Origin of the sequence: Nostoc sp. DedVER02 (assembly GCF_034530675.2) — a bacterium.
Taxonomy (GTDB): domain Bacteria; phylum Cyanobacteriota; class Cyanobacteriia; order Cyanobacteriales; family Nostocaceae; genus Nostoc.
In genome coordinates, this window is sequence record NZ_JAVRCP020000002.1 from 374652 (window position 1) to 390899 (window position 16248).

Consider the following 16248-nt stretch of genomic DNA (forward strand, 5'->3'; position numbering starts at 1 on the left):
TTCTAATTAGCTATAGGTTTAGTTCGATGTAATCGGCAGTAGCAACGCTTTGAGGAATACTAATAGGTAATCCATCATCAGTTAAATTAGTAGGTTCTTGTCCAGAAGGATCGCTAAGTATTTCTCGAATCAAAGGATTGTTGATTGCTAGTTGCTTCTGCTCAATAAAATCAAATACCTCTTCTTCTGTAAGTTCGTAACTATCTTTTTTATACCAAACAAAATAGATAGCTAATAGAGGTTTAATATCTTGGCTTTGCAAGCTTACCCACTCTCCACCCTTTTCTTTCAACAGTATTCTTAAACGTTCTCTAGCTAATCCTGCACCTGAATTAATCTTTTTTGAACGAACCAAACAACCGCGAGTTAGATCAAACCTTCTGTAGTCAATTAATCGATTCAATGCTGCACCAATAAACTTGCCGTCTTGCTGAACTACAGTTACTCCAATTCTCACTTTTCTATTTTTGTCAACAATTCTGAAATCTATATAGCCATCATCTGCTGCACTAGCTGTTATTTCTTCAATATCTTCAATTGTTACTCCCTCTACAGTTTCACCAATTAAACTATTGAAAGCCAGCCAAAGAGCATTAGCAATTGTTGCTTCTTCTTCTATTAATGAATCAATAGAAGCTTCAACATTTGCTAGTTCATTATCGAAGTATAGTTGAACTGGATGGGTTGTTGGATCATCAATAATAGGCCCATTAGGTACAAAATTATCTGCACACCATTTCAAAACTGACCTAACTGTAGGTCTTTCTTTACCAATTTCCCGGAGTTTATTTTCATCAAATGGATACAGAGGATGAGGAGGTATCTGTTTATTTTCCTGATAAAACTCTTGTAACCATTGGCTAACTATAGCTATAACATCATCAGGATTTAAAAAATTTAGTCGAATTGGTAGTCTATCAACTTGATTACTGACTAATCTATCCATAACAGCTTCAGATTGTGGTAAAAGCCTGATTTGATCTTCCCAAGTCTCACGATACATTGCCAGCAGAAAAATACCTTTTTTCAGGCTGTTATACATATCCTTAACTAGATTTGCAATAACTTGGGCTGTTGTAAAACCAGAGTCTGAAACCTCCAAATTATCTAATTCATCAAAGCAAATAACTGGAATTCTGTAATCGCTAATTATATCTAAAATTTGGCGGACAGTATTCAGTGCCTCAACCTCTCTATCCTCATTTTTAAGATTTGGTAGCCCCATTGCTTCAGCTTGATTCTGTGTTAGTTCTAAGCCCGATAGCCAATAATTTGCGTAATTAGCATGGGGTGTAGAAAGTGTCCACAAAATTGCTTTTACCATGTAAGGATTAGTTATTTGAGGCTTGATTCCCAGAATAAGTTCTGTTAAGCTTTCAAGGAATTTAGTAGAGTATTGATTTAACCAATTAGGGTATTGATTAATATATTGCTGTGGTGTATAGTTCCATGATTTTGTTTCATTAATTAAAGCTGCTGCAATTTCTTGCCACTGCATAACTTTTTGACTACCAAAAGCTCTAAGGCTAGAAGCAACACTTTGCAAAAATTGGGACTTAATTTGATTCAAGTTATCATACTTACTCATATAAACAAATAAGCTGCTATTTTCTGCCTCTAGACGGTGGCGAATCCGACTCATAATATGGCTTTTCCCAGCCCCTTTTTCAGATGCTATCGTAATACCTACAGTTTCACATTGTCCTTTAGAAATTTTTTCAATTGCTTCAAAAACGGCATCAGAAGCATGAGCATTAATTGAAGGTACATCAGGAAAGCTTTTGCCCCATATTTGTTGTGGCCTGACAACAATATGCCCTGCAAATGGGTTTTGACTTCTAATTAGTTCGTCAATGGTAGATGTATTAGTAACCATGATTTTGTGTAGTTAGTGTGTGACGAGTCGAAACAAAGTAGTTTAAGGTTATAAACGTATTGCATAGCAGCGTAGTCCATTAAGCTGGGTACTAATAGAGTCCTCTATTTTGTCGCTTGAATTATCTTCTATAGTTCCGCCTTGTAGTTGGAAAATGTCGTCGGCTTGCGTTTCTAGCAGCCAATCATTAAACTCTGTACGACTCACACGATCGCCAATTCCTCTCCTAATGCGATAAATTGGCACTAGATTATTAAAGTTGTACTCATAGTTCAGCTTGTCGTAGACTTCCAACGCCACTGACTTAAACTCGTCATAAGAAGCGATCGCACCTTTCCCATTAACTGGTACATCTGCACCACTTACCGCAACATCAATCTGACTAATCCACTTCACCAACGCATTCGCCGCCCAAGTTCCGACAATCGTCCCTTCAAACTTAAACTCGCCACTTCTCAAACCCTTACCCAACACCTGTAAACCCTTGGGAGATGTCAGAGAATATCCTCTTTTGGAGATTGCGATCGCACCCTGATTCTGCAACTCTTCAAATAAAGCCTGATAATCTGCCGCCTTCTGGCTTTTGGATACAATTCGCTTAGTGAGTTGACCCTTCTTAACTTCCTGCTGCGTTCCTCCCAAATCCCACAAAGCCAAAAGGACACGAGTGCTAGTTTGGGCTGTATTTTTTGATGTCATAAGTAATCTATTTTTTGGCAAAGATCATCATAGTAGCTGTATCTTTCTAATTTATTTATCCAGAAAAAATAACCGAGAAATTGCTGAATGTTTCGGTGTTTCAGCTAAATTGATTAATTAAAAATCAACAATATATTTCTTTGGGATGAATGCAGTTTCTCTCAAAGGCAGGATGGAAGACTTGAGAAAACCGATCATCATAAAAGTGAAACGCTGTAGCTGGTGCAGTTACGAATTAAGTGAAATATGTTTTTTCAATCCCAGGTGAAATAACAGGATTTCCAACTTGGTTTTTGCAACAGCGAGGCTTTTAGCAAATACAGGTGATGAAGAAATCCAATGAACACAATATTTAAAGAACGTAAAATAGTTTCGCGTCTATTTGCAGTGCTACTTTCGGCATTGCTAATGGTACCCTTGCTGAGTAGCTGCGGAGGCGGTTCCCAAAAAGCTTCAGCACCACCACCTGTTGATGATACCCTTGGTAGAACAGTCAGCGAACGCCAAACCGAAGCTAAGAAGGGATTGGGTACAGGACAAAAAGTTGCACTTTTGGCCGGTGCTGCGGGACTTTATTACCTCTACAATCAACATAAGAATGCTTCACAAGAAGGAGCGCAAGGTAAATACTATCTTTCCAAAAACGGGCGTGTATATTACCGTGATGCTGAACATCGCGCTCACTGGGTTACTCCACCAACAGAAGGAATTCGAGTACCCGAATCTGAAGCACAAAAGTATCGGCAATTCCAAGGCTATAACGGCAGTACCACAGGTCGCGATCTAACTGGTATAACTTCATCCGCAGCACCAGCACTCTAGATCGGCGAAGCGTGTGTAAATAAGAAAGCGGGTTTCCCCGAAGGATAACGCCGATCGCGCACGTCGGAAACACGAACTTAAATCAGGAGACAGATCATGGTAGATGACTTTTTGCGAAAGGCGAAGGATCTTTTCTTTGGAGGAAACAGCGATCAATCTGAAGATGCTGAATATCGCAATGCCCGTCCAGCTAGCGAAGACCCCTACGGCGATCCCGCAGACCCAGCATCTTACGGTAACGTGACTCCAGCCAGTCAAGATCCCTACGGCGACCCCGCAGATATCTCGTCTTACGGCAACGTTATTCCAGCCAGTCAAGACCCCTATGGCGATCCCGCAGATATCTCGTCTTACGGCAACGTTCGCCCAGCTAGTGAAGACCCTTACGGCGATCCCGCAGACCAAGGGGACTTTGGTAACGTCCGTCCAGCCAGCGAAGACCCCTACGGCGACCCCGCAGACGAGGATTACCGCCGTTAACCCCAAAGCTAACCTCTGAGTAAGCTTCCCTACTAGGGAATAAATGGCAAGAATTCAAAGCCTCTTGCCTAAAAGAGGAAAGGTTTGGAACTGAGGTTGTCTAGATCGGTGAAAAATAATAGGTTTTGGAATAACTAATAAAAAAGGCATTAGGATTTGAACCTAGTGCCTTTTGTTTTTGCTATATTTCAAAGTTGCAAGCCTTTCCATCTCTGAGTCGGAAAGGGGCGATTTTACGTAGTAAAACCAGAGAGAGGTTTCTTAATTACGAATTACGTTAGCGTAGCGGTAGCGAGTCCGCGAGCGTCATTACGAATTACGAATTACACCCAAAATTTTATGCGATCGCTCAATATTTTGACGCACAGATTGAGCCGAAGTATGTAAACCCTCTTTTTCTTCATCAGTAAGTGTCAATTCCAAAACACTCTCAATTCCACCGCATCCCAACCGACAGGGAACACCAATCACAACATCTTCTAAACCGTATTCACCTTGCAGATACGCCGCCACAGGCAACAACCGCGACTGATTCAATAAAATCGATTCTACCATCACGCTAGTAGCCGATGCTGGAGCAAAAAAAGCACCACCAGTTTGCATCAATTCCACAATTTCTGCACCACCATTGCGGGTTCTTTCTACCAAGCGTTCAATTGTGGCTGTATCCAGCAATTCAGTGATGGGAATGCCGTTAACGGTAGCATAACGAGACAAGGGAACCATCAAATCGCCGTGGCTACCCAATACCATCGCTTTGACATCGGCGGGCAAAACACCCAATTCTAGGGCAATGAAGGCTTCAAAACGGGCGGAATCTAACACGCCAGCCATGCCCATAATGCGATCGCGTGGTAAACCAGTTGCTTGCCAAGCCAAATAAGTCATCACATCCAACGGATTAGTGACAACAATAAAAATAGCATTAGGAGAATGAGCGATCGCCTCCTTTGCCGCTTCCACCACAATCTTGGCATTAGTTCTCAGCAAGTCATCTCGACTCATCCCTGGTTTGCGGGGAAGCCCTGCCGTAATCACCACAATTTGAGAACCAGATGTATCAGCATAATTATTTGTGCCGATAATCTGGCGATTATGTATTTCAATTCCCCTAGCTTCCATCAAATCTAGCGCCAAGCCCTGGGGCATTCCCGCGATAATATCTAGTAAAACTACATCTGCCAGATTTTTCTCTGCAATGCGTTGAGCTAAAGTACTACCAACCCTACCCGCACCAACGATGGTGACACGGGGTAAATTGCATACAATTTGGGAGTTAGGGGAAGAAAACATAATTATTAAAGTGCGATTTTATCAACAAGAATCCAGAGTCAGAATAAATGCTAAATTCTGAATTCTGACTCCTGAATTTTTCCTTATTATTTAAATTCTTCCAGTTGATCTACACGTAACCAAACATTTGGTGTCGGCACTTTCCCGAACTTAATCAGGGCGTAATCACCTTTGATATCTACAATTTCGCCCTTGCTGTCAAACAAATAAGAAGGAAAGCGAGTATCACTAGCTTTTGCTTCTAGACTGTTTTCCAGTTTTTCGCGGATAGCGCGAACCATATCTCCCTTTTTAACTGCCATGAATTCCCCTCTCAAATTTCTAGATTGTTTTATCTGCATTTTAGGAGAATTCCGAATTAGAAGTAAAAATTCCTCCTTGTACAGACGCGATTAATCGCGTCTCTCCCCTTTCTCCACTCCCCTTAGCGTTTGACACTCAGAGCAAAAATGACTAGATCGCCCAGCTAGCCTAATCCGTTGAATTGGCATACCACAAACTCGACATGGTTCCCCAGCGCGGTTATAAACCCAGGCAACACCACCATAATTACCGTTGACACCCTGAACACTTAAGAAATTACTAAATGTTGTACCACCAGCCTGAATGCTGGTTTCTAAAACTTGAATTATGGCTGTTCGCAAACGCTCAATTTGCTTTAGCTGCAAATCTATACACAAAGTTTCAGGTAAAATTCCACTCTTAAACAGCGCTTCATCGGCATAAATGTTCCCTAATCCCGCTACCACCGATTGATCCAGTAACGCAGTCTTAATCGGACGGCGGCGATTTTTGAGTTTGCTTGCTAAATACTCGACAGTAAATTCCGGTGAAAATGGATCTGCTGCCAGTGTTGCCAAACCAGTGATAATACTTTCTACAGCAACACCAGGCGGAACCCACCAAATTTTACCGAAGGTGCGCTGATCGACAAAGCGTAATTCTTGTTGATCCCCAAAGAATAATCTAACCCGCGTGTGCTTATGTAATGGTTCATCTCGATGCACCCATAGTAATTGACCGGTCATTCGCAGATGAACTCCTAGCCAACTGGTTGAGTCAGGGGAAGAAAGTTCAGCGAGGAGATATTTACCGCGACGATGCCAAGTTGCGATCGCCCTCTTTTCAATTCCATCAACAAACTCACCAACAGAAAACGGGTAGGCGATGGTGCGATCGAGCAACACATCTCCACCCGTAATTTCTTGATTAAGGGTCAATTGATTTAGACCCTTGCGGACTGTTTCAACTTCAGGCAGTTCAGGCATTCAAACTGATTAAGCAGGCAATTTTGATTTACTTGGGGGTTTAAGAAAGAAGATATGGAGTAGTAACTTACCACATCCGTAGCTTGCTCGTATTATTACTCAAGAGAAACCGTAAATACCCGCAGGGCGGCTCTCATTGATTAAGGTAGGCTAGGGTGAAGAATGAATGAACTGAAATTTTCAGATTTCATACTTCAGACTTAAGACTACCCTTCATCATCGCATCAAACAACCCCCTTGTAGCTTTGCTGCTATTTTTTAGCTGGTTTAGCCTTTGGTGCTTCAACCTCGACTAATTCATCTTGGGCAAAGTTGTTGGTATTGATACCAGCGTAATTGACCTTCTCAAAGCGGACAATTACAGGGTATTTGATGCCGCTTTGGTCAATGGAAGCCACAGTTCCTAGATCCTGAAACCAGTAGGATTCAGGGCGGAGAATACGTACTTTAGAACCACGTTGAACCATGATTATTTTCCCTTTTAGTTATCAATCGCCAATCTAGAGGGCTAATTGATTTCACTCTACAACCTCAAGGTTGCAGCATGAGTCTTTGTTAAGTTATTTGTCTGAATTTGGGCATTGGGTATTGGGAATTGGGCATTGGGCATTGGGAATTGGAAAGAATTAAAAATTACTTCTTTCCCCTCTGCTCCTACTCAGCACTCAGCACTTCCCTAGCAGATCCTAAATTGAAAAAGGTATCAAACCCTACTTGACAAGGTAAACGTTATAGCGTACCTTCATTCGCAAACAGTATTTTTGTACAAACTTTATGTTTTACTCAATATGAACACGCTCCCCTCGTTACCTCTGCCGATTCGCAGATCGTTATCTATATAGGTAATATCTAACCAGCCTTGTTGTTGATCGCTCTTAATTGGAAAATCAATCGCCGGAAATTTTCTACCTTCTTCAATTTGTTGGATAAAAGTTACCGGAGAATTGTATTCTATTAAACGTTGTAAGCCGATAATAGAACGCTCAAATTTCACTTGGACACGCCGACCTGAAACTGGCTCAAATTTAGCAGCAACGCTGACTAATCCTTCCAAATAAGGTAGGCCATAAATCTCAGCTATGTTGTAAACGCTGGTAGTCTCTACCCGAATACACTGATAGATTTGACCCAATTTGCAAAAAGGTAGACGATCTAAATTTAAAAGAGCCTTGCTAGTGGTGTATAGTAATCGCCAATTACCATCTAGCAAATTACCAGCTTCTACCGGACGGGGTGTAGGATTAAAGTCTTCTAAATTGGCGATCGCTGCTAAGATAGCCTGTTTCTGGGCTTCAGTCGCTAGTAAACCGCGATTAGTAAGCGCGATCGCATCCATGAGAGCCGCCTTTCCTATCATCGCCTGTCACCTCTAAAATCACTCACTTTCCATCAGCATAAACAAGATATTCATCACATATATGTAGAGCCATGAAAATTACTAAGAATCGCTTGACCGAAAATGCAAAGGATACAAGCCCCTGAGTTTATTTATGGGGATTATTAATTTTGAATTTTGAATTTTGAATTCGGAGCGAAGCGACGTGACTTAAGCCTTATGCCTATTAAATAAAAAATTTCTATCTCAATGCGGATTTATTCACAAAAGGGTTGAAAAGATAACTAAATAAATCCGTGTCAAGTGATAGACTCTAAATGTCAACTTACCTAAACTTTTTCTTGTCTTCTTTGATATGTTGAACTCTCCATTACGTGAAGAACCCCGTAACCAACGAGCCCATGTCATCCCCCTAAAGCCAGAGTCCTCTTTATTGGATTGGCTGGAAAATAAAGGTCGGATTGTAACACGTGACGTTCAAGAACCGGATTTTCAAGATGGCGAAGAAGAAATAGACTCCCTAATGGGTGTAGAAGATGGGATTGGCTACGACCTTGATGATGATGATGACGATATAGGAATCGCCGAGGATTAGCCTCTTGAGGCTAGGGACTTGGTAGTATCCCTAGCTATTAGTATTCAATTTTAATAAGTGTGGAGTGAAGGGAAACTTCTGTGGACGCTAAATTATCTCCTGAGCAAGGACTAAATATTTCTGGAATCGCTCTAGCCTCTTTATTAGCCGTTGGGTTAGGTACAACAGCATTTTTCTTGGATTCGATGGCCAACAGGCTCCCCTGGCAAAGTATGTCCTTAACCCTGCCACTGCTGTTGTGTGCCCTGGGTTCAGGTGTGGTTGGCTTTTGGGTAATACCTTTACTCCAAGCACTCAAAACTGGACAAATAATCCGCGAAGATGGCCCCCAAGCCCATCTAAAAAAGGCAGGCACGCCCACAATGGGAGGTATCTTTTTTATTCCTGTTGGTGTGATTATTGCCTGCATCTTGTCTAACTTTGCAACAGATGTCCTTGCAGTTTCAGCTTTGACACTCAGCTACGGATTTATTGGCTGGCTTGACGATTGGCAGATTCTGCGCCGGAAATCAAATAAAGGTATATCTCCCGGAACAAAACTAGCTTTGCAAGTCGGTTTTGCGGCAGTGTTTTGTCTTTGGCTGATGTTTAATCAACCTTCTAATATTACAAATATTGCTTTACCTTGGGTCAGCTTCACACTACCATTAGGATTTCTATTTTGGCCTCTAGCTGGTTTTGTGCTAGTTGCAGAAAGTAATGCGACTAATTTAACAGATGGTATTGATGGCTTGGCAGCAGGAACAGTAGCGATCGCACTTTTGGCATTAGGAGCCTTAATCGCACCTACAGCACCAGGATTGATGGTTTTCTGTGCGGCTTTAAGTGGTGGTTGCTTAGGTTTCTTGGCTCATAATCGTAACCCAGCCCGCGTTTTTATGGGAGACACCGGTTCCCTGGCGCTGGGAGGAGCATTAGCTGCTGTAGCACTATTGACAAACACCTTAGTAGCACTGTTTATTCTCAGTGGTATCTTCTTTGTAGAAACCCTTTCGGTGATGGCACAAGTAAGTTATTACAAAGCCACCAAAGGCCCCGATGGTAAAGGCAAACGTCTCTTGAAAATGGCCCCCTTACACCATCATTTAGAACTCACTGGCTGGTCAGAATTGCAAGTGGTTGGAGTATTTTATGTCATCGCGGCTATTTTGGCTGCCATCTGTTTGGCGTAGGCGCAGCCCAACACAGGCATCGCTTTATTCTGAATCATGTTTTGAGAAAATAGTCGAATACCAAAAAACAACTCCCTGAATATCAGGGAGTTGTTTTTTTATGGGGAAATGAATGCTTTATCCAGAACCCTGTATTGATTCTTTCTTCAAATTGGTATTAGTTAAAAAGATTAACTTTTTGATAATTTCTGAATAATTATTTATTAACCTTATAAATCCTAAATTAATTGTGAAACAGAAAATGGCTGAAAAGCTTAAAGTTGATAATTTTTATCTCAGTCTTTTCTCAATAAATTTTTCTGTTCTTTACAGAATCTATATAATCGCATAAAACAATTGTTATACCTTTTATTTCTATGTAACTTCACGATGGCTAGTATAAAAACATACAAATTTTTAACCTTGTATTCTGGATGAAACATAGTCATGATTATTAACGGTACTTCCGGTCAAGATGAATTGTACGCCAAAAAAGATGACCAAGTTTTTGGTTTTGAGGGAGATGATATTCTAGATGCTTCCAATGGCGAAGGGAATAATTTGCTTGATGGTGGATCTGGAAGCGATCGCCTTTTCAGCAACAATTACGATACATTAAGGGGTGGTATCGGAGCAGATGAGTTATTTGCTGTAGGTACTTTTGGCTTTAACATCCTTCAAGGAGGAGAAGACGACGATCGCCTTTTTGTAGTTGCAGGTAGCAACAACAAACTTGATGGTGGCTCAGGAAACGATCGGCTCACTGTTTCTGATGGCACTGGCTACAACACACTATTGGGCGGACTTGGCAATGATATCCTCGATGTATCCAATAAAACAGGCAATAATGAGCTTTATGGTGGTGAAAATGATGATGTTTTGATTGGGGGATTAGCTAGCGATCGCTTATTTGGTGGATCTGGTGATGATTCACTATTTGGTGGTCAAAAAGGCAGCCAACTAACAGGAGGTACTGGACAAGACCGCTTTTTTATCGCTAGTGCAGCGGTTCCAGACGTGCCTGTTGAAGTATTAGATTTTACTCGGGGTGAAGATAAAGTTTTAATTAAAGGAATTCCCGAAGTTGAGGAATTCTCAGATATAAAATTAGAGCAAATCGGACTCGATACATCCATCAAAGTTAATATCAATGGTGAGTTGAAAGAGTTCGGCATTTTAAGAAATGTTCAAGCTAATACTCTGACACCAGATGACTTTGGCTTTCAAGTTGGAATTTTTTCAATTAGTGATGCTTCAGCAGTAGAAGGAAATGTTATTACCTTCACCATCAACCGCACAGAATATACTCAAGCTGAAGAAAGCGTAACTGTATCTACATCTTTGACAGCAGAAGATACCGCCAGCGCCACTGACTTTGCAACAAAAACAGAGACGATCGTTTTTGAAGCAGGAGCAACCCAAAAAAGCTTCACAGTTCAAACAACTCCAGATTTCCTGTTCGAGGGAAATGAAACTTTTACTGTTAGTTTGAGCAATCCCACAAACAACGGAATTATTGATTCTACTAATAATACGGCTAAAGGAACTATCAACGATGACGATCCAAATCCTTTAGTTATCATTACCCAAACTGACGACAGTACAAATGTCAGCGAAGGTGGTGCAACTGATAGCTATTCTGTAGTACTTGCTAGCCAGCCAACTGCTGATGTCATCATTGCGATCGATGGTGGTAAGCAAATCGAAACCAGTCCCAAGACTCTTACCTTTAGCACACAGAACTGGAATGTAGCGCAACAAGTGACAGTAACGGCTGTAGATAATGAAGTAGTAGAGGGTACTCGGATCAAGACTATCCAGCATACAGCGACAAGTACCGATGCTGATTATGATGGCATTACCATTAACCCTGTAAACCTTAACATCACAGACAACGATATCCCACTATCAAAAAGTGCTGACAATGATATCTTCACCATCAAAGGTAATGGTGAGAAAGCAAGACTCTCTGTTGAATTGATAAACCACAGTTCTAATCAGCTTTATGAACTGGCAGCATTTACCGTAGACGATCAACAAGGAAAGATAGGTGATATTCTCCCTGATGCCACTGGTTACAATGAAGCCGCTTTGCAACGAGCTAAGGTTATTTTTTCTTCACTGGCTAATATTCCCAATGGATTTAATGGTGACTTAACAAGTCTTTTGGAATTTAACTCTGGCGAACAACTGAGATTTTACTTGGTACGCGACAGCACTACTGATAGTATCTTGGCAGGACAAGCTGCTATAACCAATGCACTATTTTTTGACCCAACCAATGTTCAAATCGCAAGCTTGAGCGATGGTAGTTTTTCCCTAGCTTTGAAAAACCAAGATTTGGTAGTCAGAATTAAAACTACAGATCAACAATTACCTTTAGGTGCAAGTTTCCAAGGCAAATATCAAGGTGAACTGATTGATTTACGGGGTGTTACACAATCGGTAAAAGCTGAGTTTACAGTTCATAGAGAAGCTGCATTCAATAATTTTGTCGGCTTCTACAAAGTTGCTGATGAGAATGGTGGTATTGATACTAATGATGATGGCGTAGCAGATATTCTTGTTGGACAAACTGGTTACACTGAAGCCGCCGTGCGCGGGCGTGTTGCAGGTATTGACTTGACAGTAAACAACCAAGGTACAGCTTCTTACACCGGCACTTTCGGGGCTGATTCGCTGTTTGCATCATTTATTATTGTGGATGGTAAACCCGATGTATTTCTTGATAATAATGTCAATAATAATCCCGCAGTTTATTTCCCATTTTTGGGCGCTAATACAGATAAGACAGATCACATTCAGCTGCTAGGAAATAACACCTTTGGTTTTGAAGATTTAGCTAATGGTGGTGATAAAGACTACAACGATGTGATTGTGCAAGTGAATTTCAGCGTCAACGCTGTTTAATAAGTTAAAGAACATCTAAATTATACAATCAGATTAAATCAAATTCTTGTGGAATGAGCATCTTGCCTGTCTTAATCATGAAAGTTAAATATGGAATAGTTTAGCATTTCACAAAATACTTGATACAATTACGTAGGTAAAGCAACGAAACTAAGTTTTAGGTGGGATTTCAAGACTTATGTGTACATTAGACCTCTTGCAAAAGTTCTTTTTGCAAGAGGTGGGAAAAGGGAAAAGGTTAAAGGGGAAAGGGAAAATAACAAATTTTTCCCCCTTTCCCCTTCACCTTTTCCCGACTTTTGCAAGAAGTCTATTGTAGAAATCCCACCTTATAAAACTTAATTACTTTAGCGACACGAGAAAGCGTCATTACGAATTACAAAATTATTTTAATCGTACCTATTTACATACTCTATAACCCGATTCTTCCCTGCTCGCTTTGCCTCAAGCATCGCTTGATTTGCCCGATTTAAAAAATCCTTAACTGTAATTCCTGGTTCTGATACAGCTATTCCAAAAGAAGCGGTGATACCTTCAAGAATTTGCTCGCCGTCCCTCAATTGCATTTGTTCGACATCTAACCTTAGTTGTTCTACTCGCTTCCTGAGATTTTCCAGTGTCATATTAGGCATTATAATGACAAATTCTTCACCACCCCATCTGCAAGGGATATCAAAAGAACGAATAGATTTTAACAGCAGTTTTGCTAATCCCTTAATAACAAGATTGGCAGTCAAATGCCCATAGCGCGAGTTATAATATTTGAAGTTATCGATATCTAGAAAAATAACACTAAGAGGTTGTCCCGACCGTTCAGCCTCCGCTAGTCTTTGTTCCAGTATAGTTTCCATATAGCTTTGATTAAATAATTGGGTCATCCCATCCCGCAAATTATCATGGGTAAGACGTTGTTTTATCGATAGATTATTTAGTGCAAAGCCTAATGTTCTAGCAATGATCTCAGTAGTTTGTTGCTCTTCTAGACTGATTTGTTCAAGTGCATAAATGTGTAAAATGCCAACTACTTCTCCTTGTCCAAACAATGGATAACACAAATGTGCGCCGCTTACAGGCTGGATTAAATGACCGCACACCAGCCCTGAGTTATCAGAAGATAAAAGGTTAAATTTACCTCTCCGCAATGCCCAACATTCAGATTGTGAAAATATTTCTTTACTGGTTTTGATGGTTTCATCTCCCCAAATACTATTCATCTGAACATAATTTTTAGAATTAGAAATTATACAGATACAACCACTCATATTAGGAAACAGCTTGGAACAGGTTAAAGCAACTGCTTGATAAACCTCATCCTTAGACTCACAGCAATAAAGCATATCTGCCATATCTGAGAGATATATAAGTTCTCGCTTTTTGGCTTCTAATTTTAGTGTTTTTTCTTCTAGTTGATGATTTAAATCGGTGAGCGATCGCTGTGCTTCTATAGATTCTGTAATATCGATACTGATTCCACCGATGCGGCGATCGCCTGTTGTGCCATCGCTAAACGGAAACTTAAACGATAGCCAGTAACACGGCTGATCGTGATCAGATACCTTTATTTCTTCAATCAGCTTTAAGGGGCGTTGAGTCTTTAAAACGACCCGATCGTTTTCCATTACTTGCCGTCCCTCTTCTGGATCTGGCAAAAATTCACTATCGGTTTTCCCCAACCATTCTTGTGAATCTACCGAAAATCTAGACTGTATTTCCTGGTTGTAGTAAAGTATTCTAGATTGCTCATCTTTGATATAGGCTCCAAAAGGGCCTTGATCTAGGAAAAGCCGTTGCATCTGCTGGCTGCGTTGAAGTTCGCGCGTATCTTCTTGATATTTGGCGATCGCCTCTACAATTTGATAAGCGGTTGGCATAAGGCAGAGTAAAGCAGACAAGGAAATAAACGCCATTACATCAAGCACGACTAAGTGCAACAGCGACATTACTGAATGTGTTTCAAAGACCGCAAAAAGGTGATGAAATCCGCAAAATAATACAAATCCACCTGATAAGAGAAAGGCTAGCCAAAACTTAGAAGGGATAGTTGCCTTAGTTTTGGCAAAGAAAACCCCTATTACTATGGGAATGCCAAAGTAGGAAAATGCAGTGATACCGTGAGCAATTATGCAATTCCAGTAAATAGGCTGCATTGCTGACCTGATATGAATATTTAATCCGTTTAACTATAATTCTGGTTAATCTCAATATGTAAGTGTAAAAAGGATGATTTCAGTGCCTTATAACTTAGTTTTATATAGGAATCATATTTCTAAAAAATCTAAGTATTTTTAGCGTGTGTTAGGCGTAAGCCGTAACCACCATTCTTAAGCCTTTGGTGCCGTACTCTCAGGGCTAACGCAACGCCAGTGACACTCCTGCGTCGCTAACCCTCAAGTCGGGAAACCCGCCCATGCGACTGGCTCCCCTACGTATCTTTTCAAAAATCAAATAGTAGTCCTATAGTAGCTCCCTGAAAGGTTGTTTATTTCAATCCCTTACAAAGCTGACTTACTAAGTGAGTAAGTTCGGGCACAATCAGTTTTTCCATCGCCAGCCGCACAGCATTGCTGGAACCAGGAAGCGAGAAGATTAATTTATTTTGATAAACACCCGCAACAGCGCGAGAAGCGATCGCCCGCGAACCAATTTCTTGATAACTTAAAAAACGAAATAACTCACCAAATCCCGGCAAAGTTTTCTCCAATAACTTCTCAATGGCATCATAAGTAGTATCTCTTGGCGCAATACCTGTGCCACCATTAAAAATTACAGCATCTAAATTTGAGCTTGTAGCCAAATTTTCTATCTGCTCTTGAATCTGTGTTGGTTCATCTTTGATAATCGTGTAAGCTCCGACAGCATAGTTAGCAGCAACAAGTAACTGCTGAATTAGCTGGCCACTTTTGTCTGTTTCAAAAGTGCGTGTATCGCTAACAGTAACCACAGCACAAGTTACCGTAATTCTAGACGAGTCTGGGTGGGGTTGTGGCATTATGGTCAGTCATGAACTTTTGATCGTGGATAATTGGGCATGGCAAATGGCGCATGGGCATGACAATAATTACCTATGCCCAATGCCCAATGCCCTATGCCCTATGCCTCATTTTTGCTGAGTCCAAGATCGTTTTCTTCAGCATACCGTTCCATAAAGCGCATAAAACGCTCCCATTCTTGGGCAGATTTCATTACGTAAAGTGCTTCTAATGCTTCTGGTTTCCCGTTGATAAATTTAGCCTTCACTTCACGGGTAATTATTTCGCCTTCTTCGTCACTCAAGTACATCCCGGTAATATCTTCGGTGCTACCTTGATCTAAAATCTTCGGATTCGTAAAAATAAACGTGGCTGTACCACTGTCACCAGTGCGCGATCGCGTCAAACGTACCTCTGGAATTACCTCTTCGTCAAGACCTCTAGAAAACTGGATTTTCGCCATGATGAATGAATTTAAACTTTTGTGATGGTTAATTTAATATTCTCTCATCAATTAGAACACCACGGTCTAGAGGCTACTGTTATTATTTTTTTGGTATATATACTTAGATTACTTGTTCTTGCAGTAACAAATTTTATTTTTTGTTCTAGCTACTGTTATGTTGCATCACGTGGTAGTGACAAGACAGCAGGCAAAACTGGCACATCTTGACAATGAACTAAATAAAATTGAGTTTGCATTGCAATCATAGAATTTATGTAAATATACAGTTATTTGCCATATAAAAATAAGCATTTTCTAACCCAGAAAACAAGAGAAATATAGATATCCAGTTAATTGGTGTTGATTTATACTATTTCAAATTTTTGTAGTCGTTATACTCATAA

15 protein-coding genes are annotated in these 16248 nt (G+C 40.6%); 5 read left to right on the forward strand and 10 right to left on the reverse strand.

Going from position 1 to position 16248, the window contains the following annotated elements:
* Positions 1-10 precede the first annotated feature (10 nt).
* Positions 11-1876, reverse strand: coding sequence for a hypothetical protein (locus tag RMZ41_RS05590; RefSeq protein ID WP_322640608.1), 1866 nt, complete (start codon positions 1874-1876; stop codon positions 11-13).
* A gap of 48 nt (positions 1877-1924) precedes the next feature.
* Positions 1925-2575: a hypothetical protein gene (locus RMZ41_RS05595; RefSeq protein WP_322640609.1), complete on the reverse strand. Its 651-nt coding sequence runs from the start codon at positions 2573-2575 to the stop codon at positions 1925-1927.
* Between the two features lie 339 nt (positions 2576-2914).
* Here RMZ41_RS05595 and RMZ41_RS05600 point away from each other — a divergent pair, with 339 nt between their 5' ends.
* Positions 2915-3397 carry a hypothetical protein gene (locus RMZ41_RS05600; RefSeq protein ID WP_322640610.1) on the forward strand — a complete coding sequence of 161 codons (483 nt, stop codon included), beginning with the start codon at positions 2915-2917 and terminating at the stop codon, positions 3395-3397.
* A gap of 96 nt (positions 3398-3493) precedes the next feature.
* Positions 3494-3877 (forward strand): translation initiation factor, encoded by a 384-nt coding sequence (locus tag RMZ41_RS05605; protein ID WP_322640611.1) that lies wholly within the window; start codon positions 3494-3496, stop codon positions 3875-3877.
* 309 nt (positions 3878-4186) lie between these two features.
* Here the strand turns inward: RMZ41_RS05605 and mdh are convergent, their stop codons facing one another.
* The 5 genes from mdh to RMZ41_RS05630 form a co-directional block, all read right to left on the reverse strand.
* Positions 4187-5170 carry a malate dehydrogenase gene (gene mdh / locus RMZ41_RS05610; protein WP_322640612.1) on the reverse strand — a complete coding sequence of 328 codons (984 nt, stop codon included), beginning with the start codon at positions 5168-5170 and terminating at the stop codon, positions 4187-4189.
* Between the two features lie 86 nt (positions 5171-5256).
* Positions 5257-5472 carry an NAD(P)H-quinone oxidoreductase subunit O gene (locus RMZ41_RS05615; protein WP_118168882.1) on the reverse strand — a complete coding sequence of 72 codons (216 nt, stop codon included), beginning with the start codon at positions 5470-5472 and terminating at the stop codon, positions 5257-5259.
* A gap of 90 nt (positions 5473-5562) precedes the next feature.
* A complete protein-coding gene (locus tag RMZ41_RS05620; RefSeq protein WP_322640613.1) occupies positions 5563-6438 on the reverse strand; it encodes a DNA-formamidopyrimidine glycosylase in 876 nt (291 codons plus the stop codon).
* A 251-nt stretch (positions 6439-6689) separates the two neighbouring features.
* Entirely contained in the window at positions 6690-6905 is a 216-nt protein-coding gene (locus RMZ41_RS05625; protein ID WP_322640614.1) for a photosystem I reaction center subunit IV, read from the reverse strand.
* A 305-nt stretch (positions 6906-7210) separates the two neighbouring features.
* On the reverse strand, positions 7211-7795 hold the full coding sequence (locus RMZ41_RS05630) for a PAP/fibrillin family protein (RefSeq protein WP_322640615.1): 585 nt from the start codon (positions 7793-7795) through the stop codon (positions 7211-7213).
* A gap of 334 nt (positions 7796-8129) precedes the next feature.
* On the opposite strand from RMZ41_RS05630, the gene RMZ41_RS05635 reads away from it, so the two are divergent.
* From RMZ41_RS05635 to RMZ41_RS05645, 3 genes are all read left to right on the forward strand, one after another.
* Entirely contained in the window at positions 8130-8369 is a 240-nt protein-coding gene (locus tag RMZ41_RS05635) for a DUF3134 domain-containing protein (protein WP_322640616.1), read from the forward strand.
* An 80-nt stretch (positions 8370-8449) separates the two neighbouring features.
* Entirely contained in the window at positions 8450-9541 is a 1092-nt protein-coding gene (gene mraY, locus RMZ41_RS05640) for a phospho-N-acetylmuramoyl-pentapeptide-transferase (protein ID WP_322640617.1), read from the forward strand.
* A gap of 426 nt (positions 9542-9967) precedes the next feature.
* Positions 9968-12430, forward strand: coding sequence for a DUF4114 domain-containing protein (locus tag RMZ41_RS05645; protein WP_322640618.1), 2463 nt, complete (start codon positions 9968-9970; stop codon positions 12428-12430).
* Between the two features lie 389 nt (positions 12431-12819).
* Here the strand turns inward: RMZ41_RS05645 and RMZ41_RS05650 are convergent, their stop codons facing one another.
* The 3 genes from RMZ41_RS05650 to psb28 all read right to left on the reverse strand — a co-directional run bounded on the left by RMZ41_RS05650 (position 12820) and on the right by psb28 (position 15862).
* Positions 12820-14577 carry a diguanylate cyclase gene (locus RMZ41_RS05650; protein ID WP_322640619.1) on the reverse strand — a complete coding sequence of 586 codons (1758 nt, stop codon included), beginning with the start codon at positions 14575-14577 and terminating at the stop codon, positions 12820-12822.
* A 332-nt stretch (positions 14578-14909) separates the two neighbouring features.
* A complete protein-coding gene (locus RMZ41_RS05655; protein ID WP_409874770.1) occupies positions 14910-15419 on the reverse strand; it encodes a molybdenum cofactor biosynthesis protein B in 510 nt (169 codons plus the stop codon).
* A 101-nt stretch (positions 15420-15520) separates the two neighbouring features.
* Positions 15521-15862 carry a photosystem II reaction center protein Psb28 gene (gene psb28 / locus RMZ41_RS05660; RefSeq protein WP_322640620.1) on the reverse strand — a complete coding sequence of 114 codons (342 nt, stop codon included), beginning with the start codon at positions 15860-15862 and terminating at the stop codon, positions 15521-15523.
* Between the last annotated feature and the right edge of the window lie 386 nt (positions 15863-16248).

Excerpts from the sequence above, each read along its gene's own strand:
- RMZ41_RS05645 (WP_322640618.1), top strand. The coding sequence starts at position 9,968 with ATGATTATTAACGGTACTTCCGGTCAAGATGAATTGTACGCCAAAAAA.
- RMZ41_RS05620 (WP_322640613.1), bottom strand. The coding sequence starts at position 6,438 with ATGCCTGAACTGCCTGAAGTTGAAACAGTCCGCAAGGGTCTAAATCAA.
- psb28 (WP_322640620.1), bottom strand. The coding sequence starts at position 15,862 with ATGGCGAAAATCCAGTTTTCTAGAGGTCTTGACGAAGAGGTAATTCCA.
- RMZ41_RS05625 (WP_322640614.1), bottom strand. The coding sequence starts at position 6,905 with ATGGTTCAACGTGGTTCTAAAGTACGTATTCTCCGCCCTGAATCCTAC.
- RMZ41_RS05635 (WP_322640616.1), top strand. The coding sequence starts at position 8,130 with ATGTTGAACTCTCCATTACGTGAAGAACCCCGTAACCAACGAGCCCAT.
- RMZ41_RS05655 (WP_409874770.1), bottom strand. The coding sequence starts at position 15,419 with ATGCCACAACCCCACCCAGACTCGTCTAGAATTACGGTAACTTGTGCT.
- mdh (WP_322640612.1), bottom strand. The coding sequence starts at position 5,170 with ATGTTTTCTTCCCCTAACTCCCAAATTGTATGCAATTTACCCCGTGTC.
- RMZ41_RS05615 (WP_118168882.1), bottom strand. The coding sequence starts at position 5,472 with ATGGCAGTTAAAAAGGGAGATATGGTTCGCGCTATCCGCGAAAAACTG.
- RMZ41_RS05590 (WP_322640608.1), bottom strand. The coding sequence starts at position 1,876 with ATGGTTACTAATACATCTACCATTGACGAACTAATTAGAAGTCAAAAC.
- RMZ41_RS05600 (WP_322640610.1), top strand. The coding sequence starts at position 2,915 with ATGAACACAATATTTAAAGAACGTAAAATAGTTTCGCGTCTATTTGCA.
- RMZ41_RS05595 (WP_322640609.1), bottom strand. The coding sequence starts at position 2,575 with ATGACATCAAAAAATACAGCCCAAACTAGCACTCGTGTCCTTTTGGCT.
- RMZ41_RS05630 (WP_322640615.1), bottom strand. The coding sequence starts at position 7,795 with ATGATAGGAAAGGCGGCTCTCATGGATGCGATCGCGCTTACTAATCGC.
- RMZ41_RS05650 (WP_322640619.1), bottom strand. The coding sequence starts at position 14,577 with ATGCAGCCTATTTACTGGAATTGCATAATTGCTCACGGTATCACTGCA.
- RMZ41_RS05605 (WP_322640611.1), top strand. The coding sequence starts at position 3,494 with ATGGTAGATGACTTTTTGCGAAAGGCGAAGGATCTTTTCTTTGGAGGA.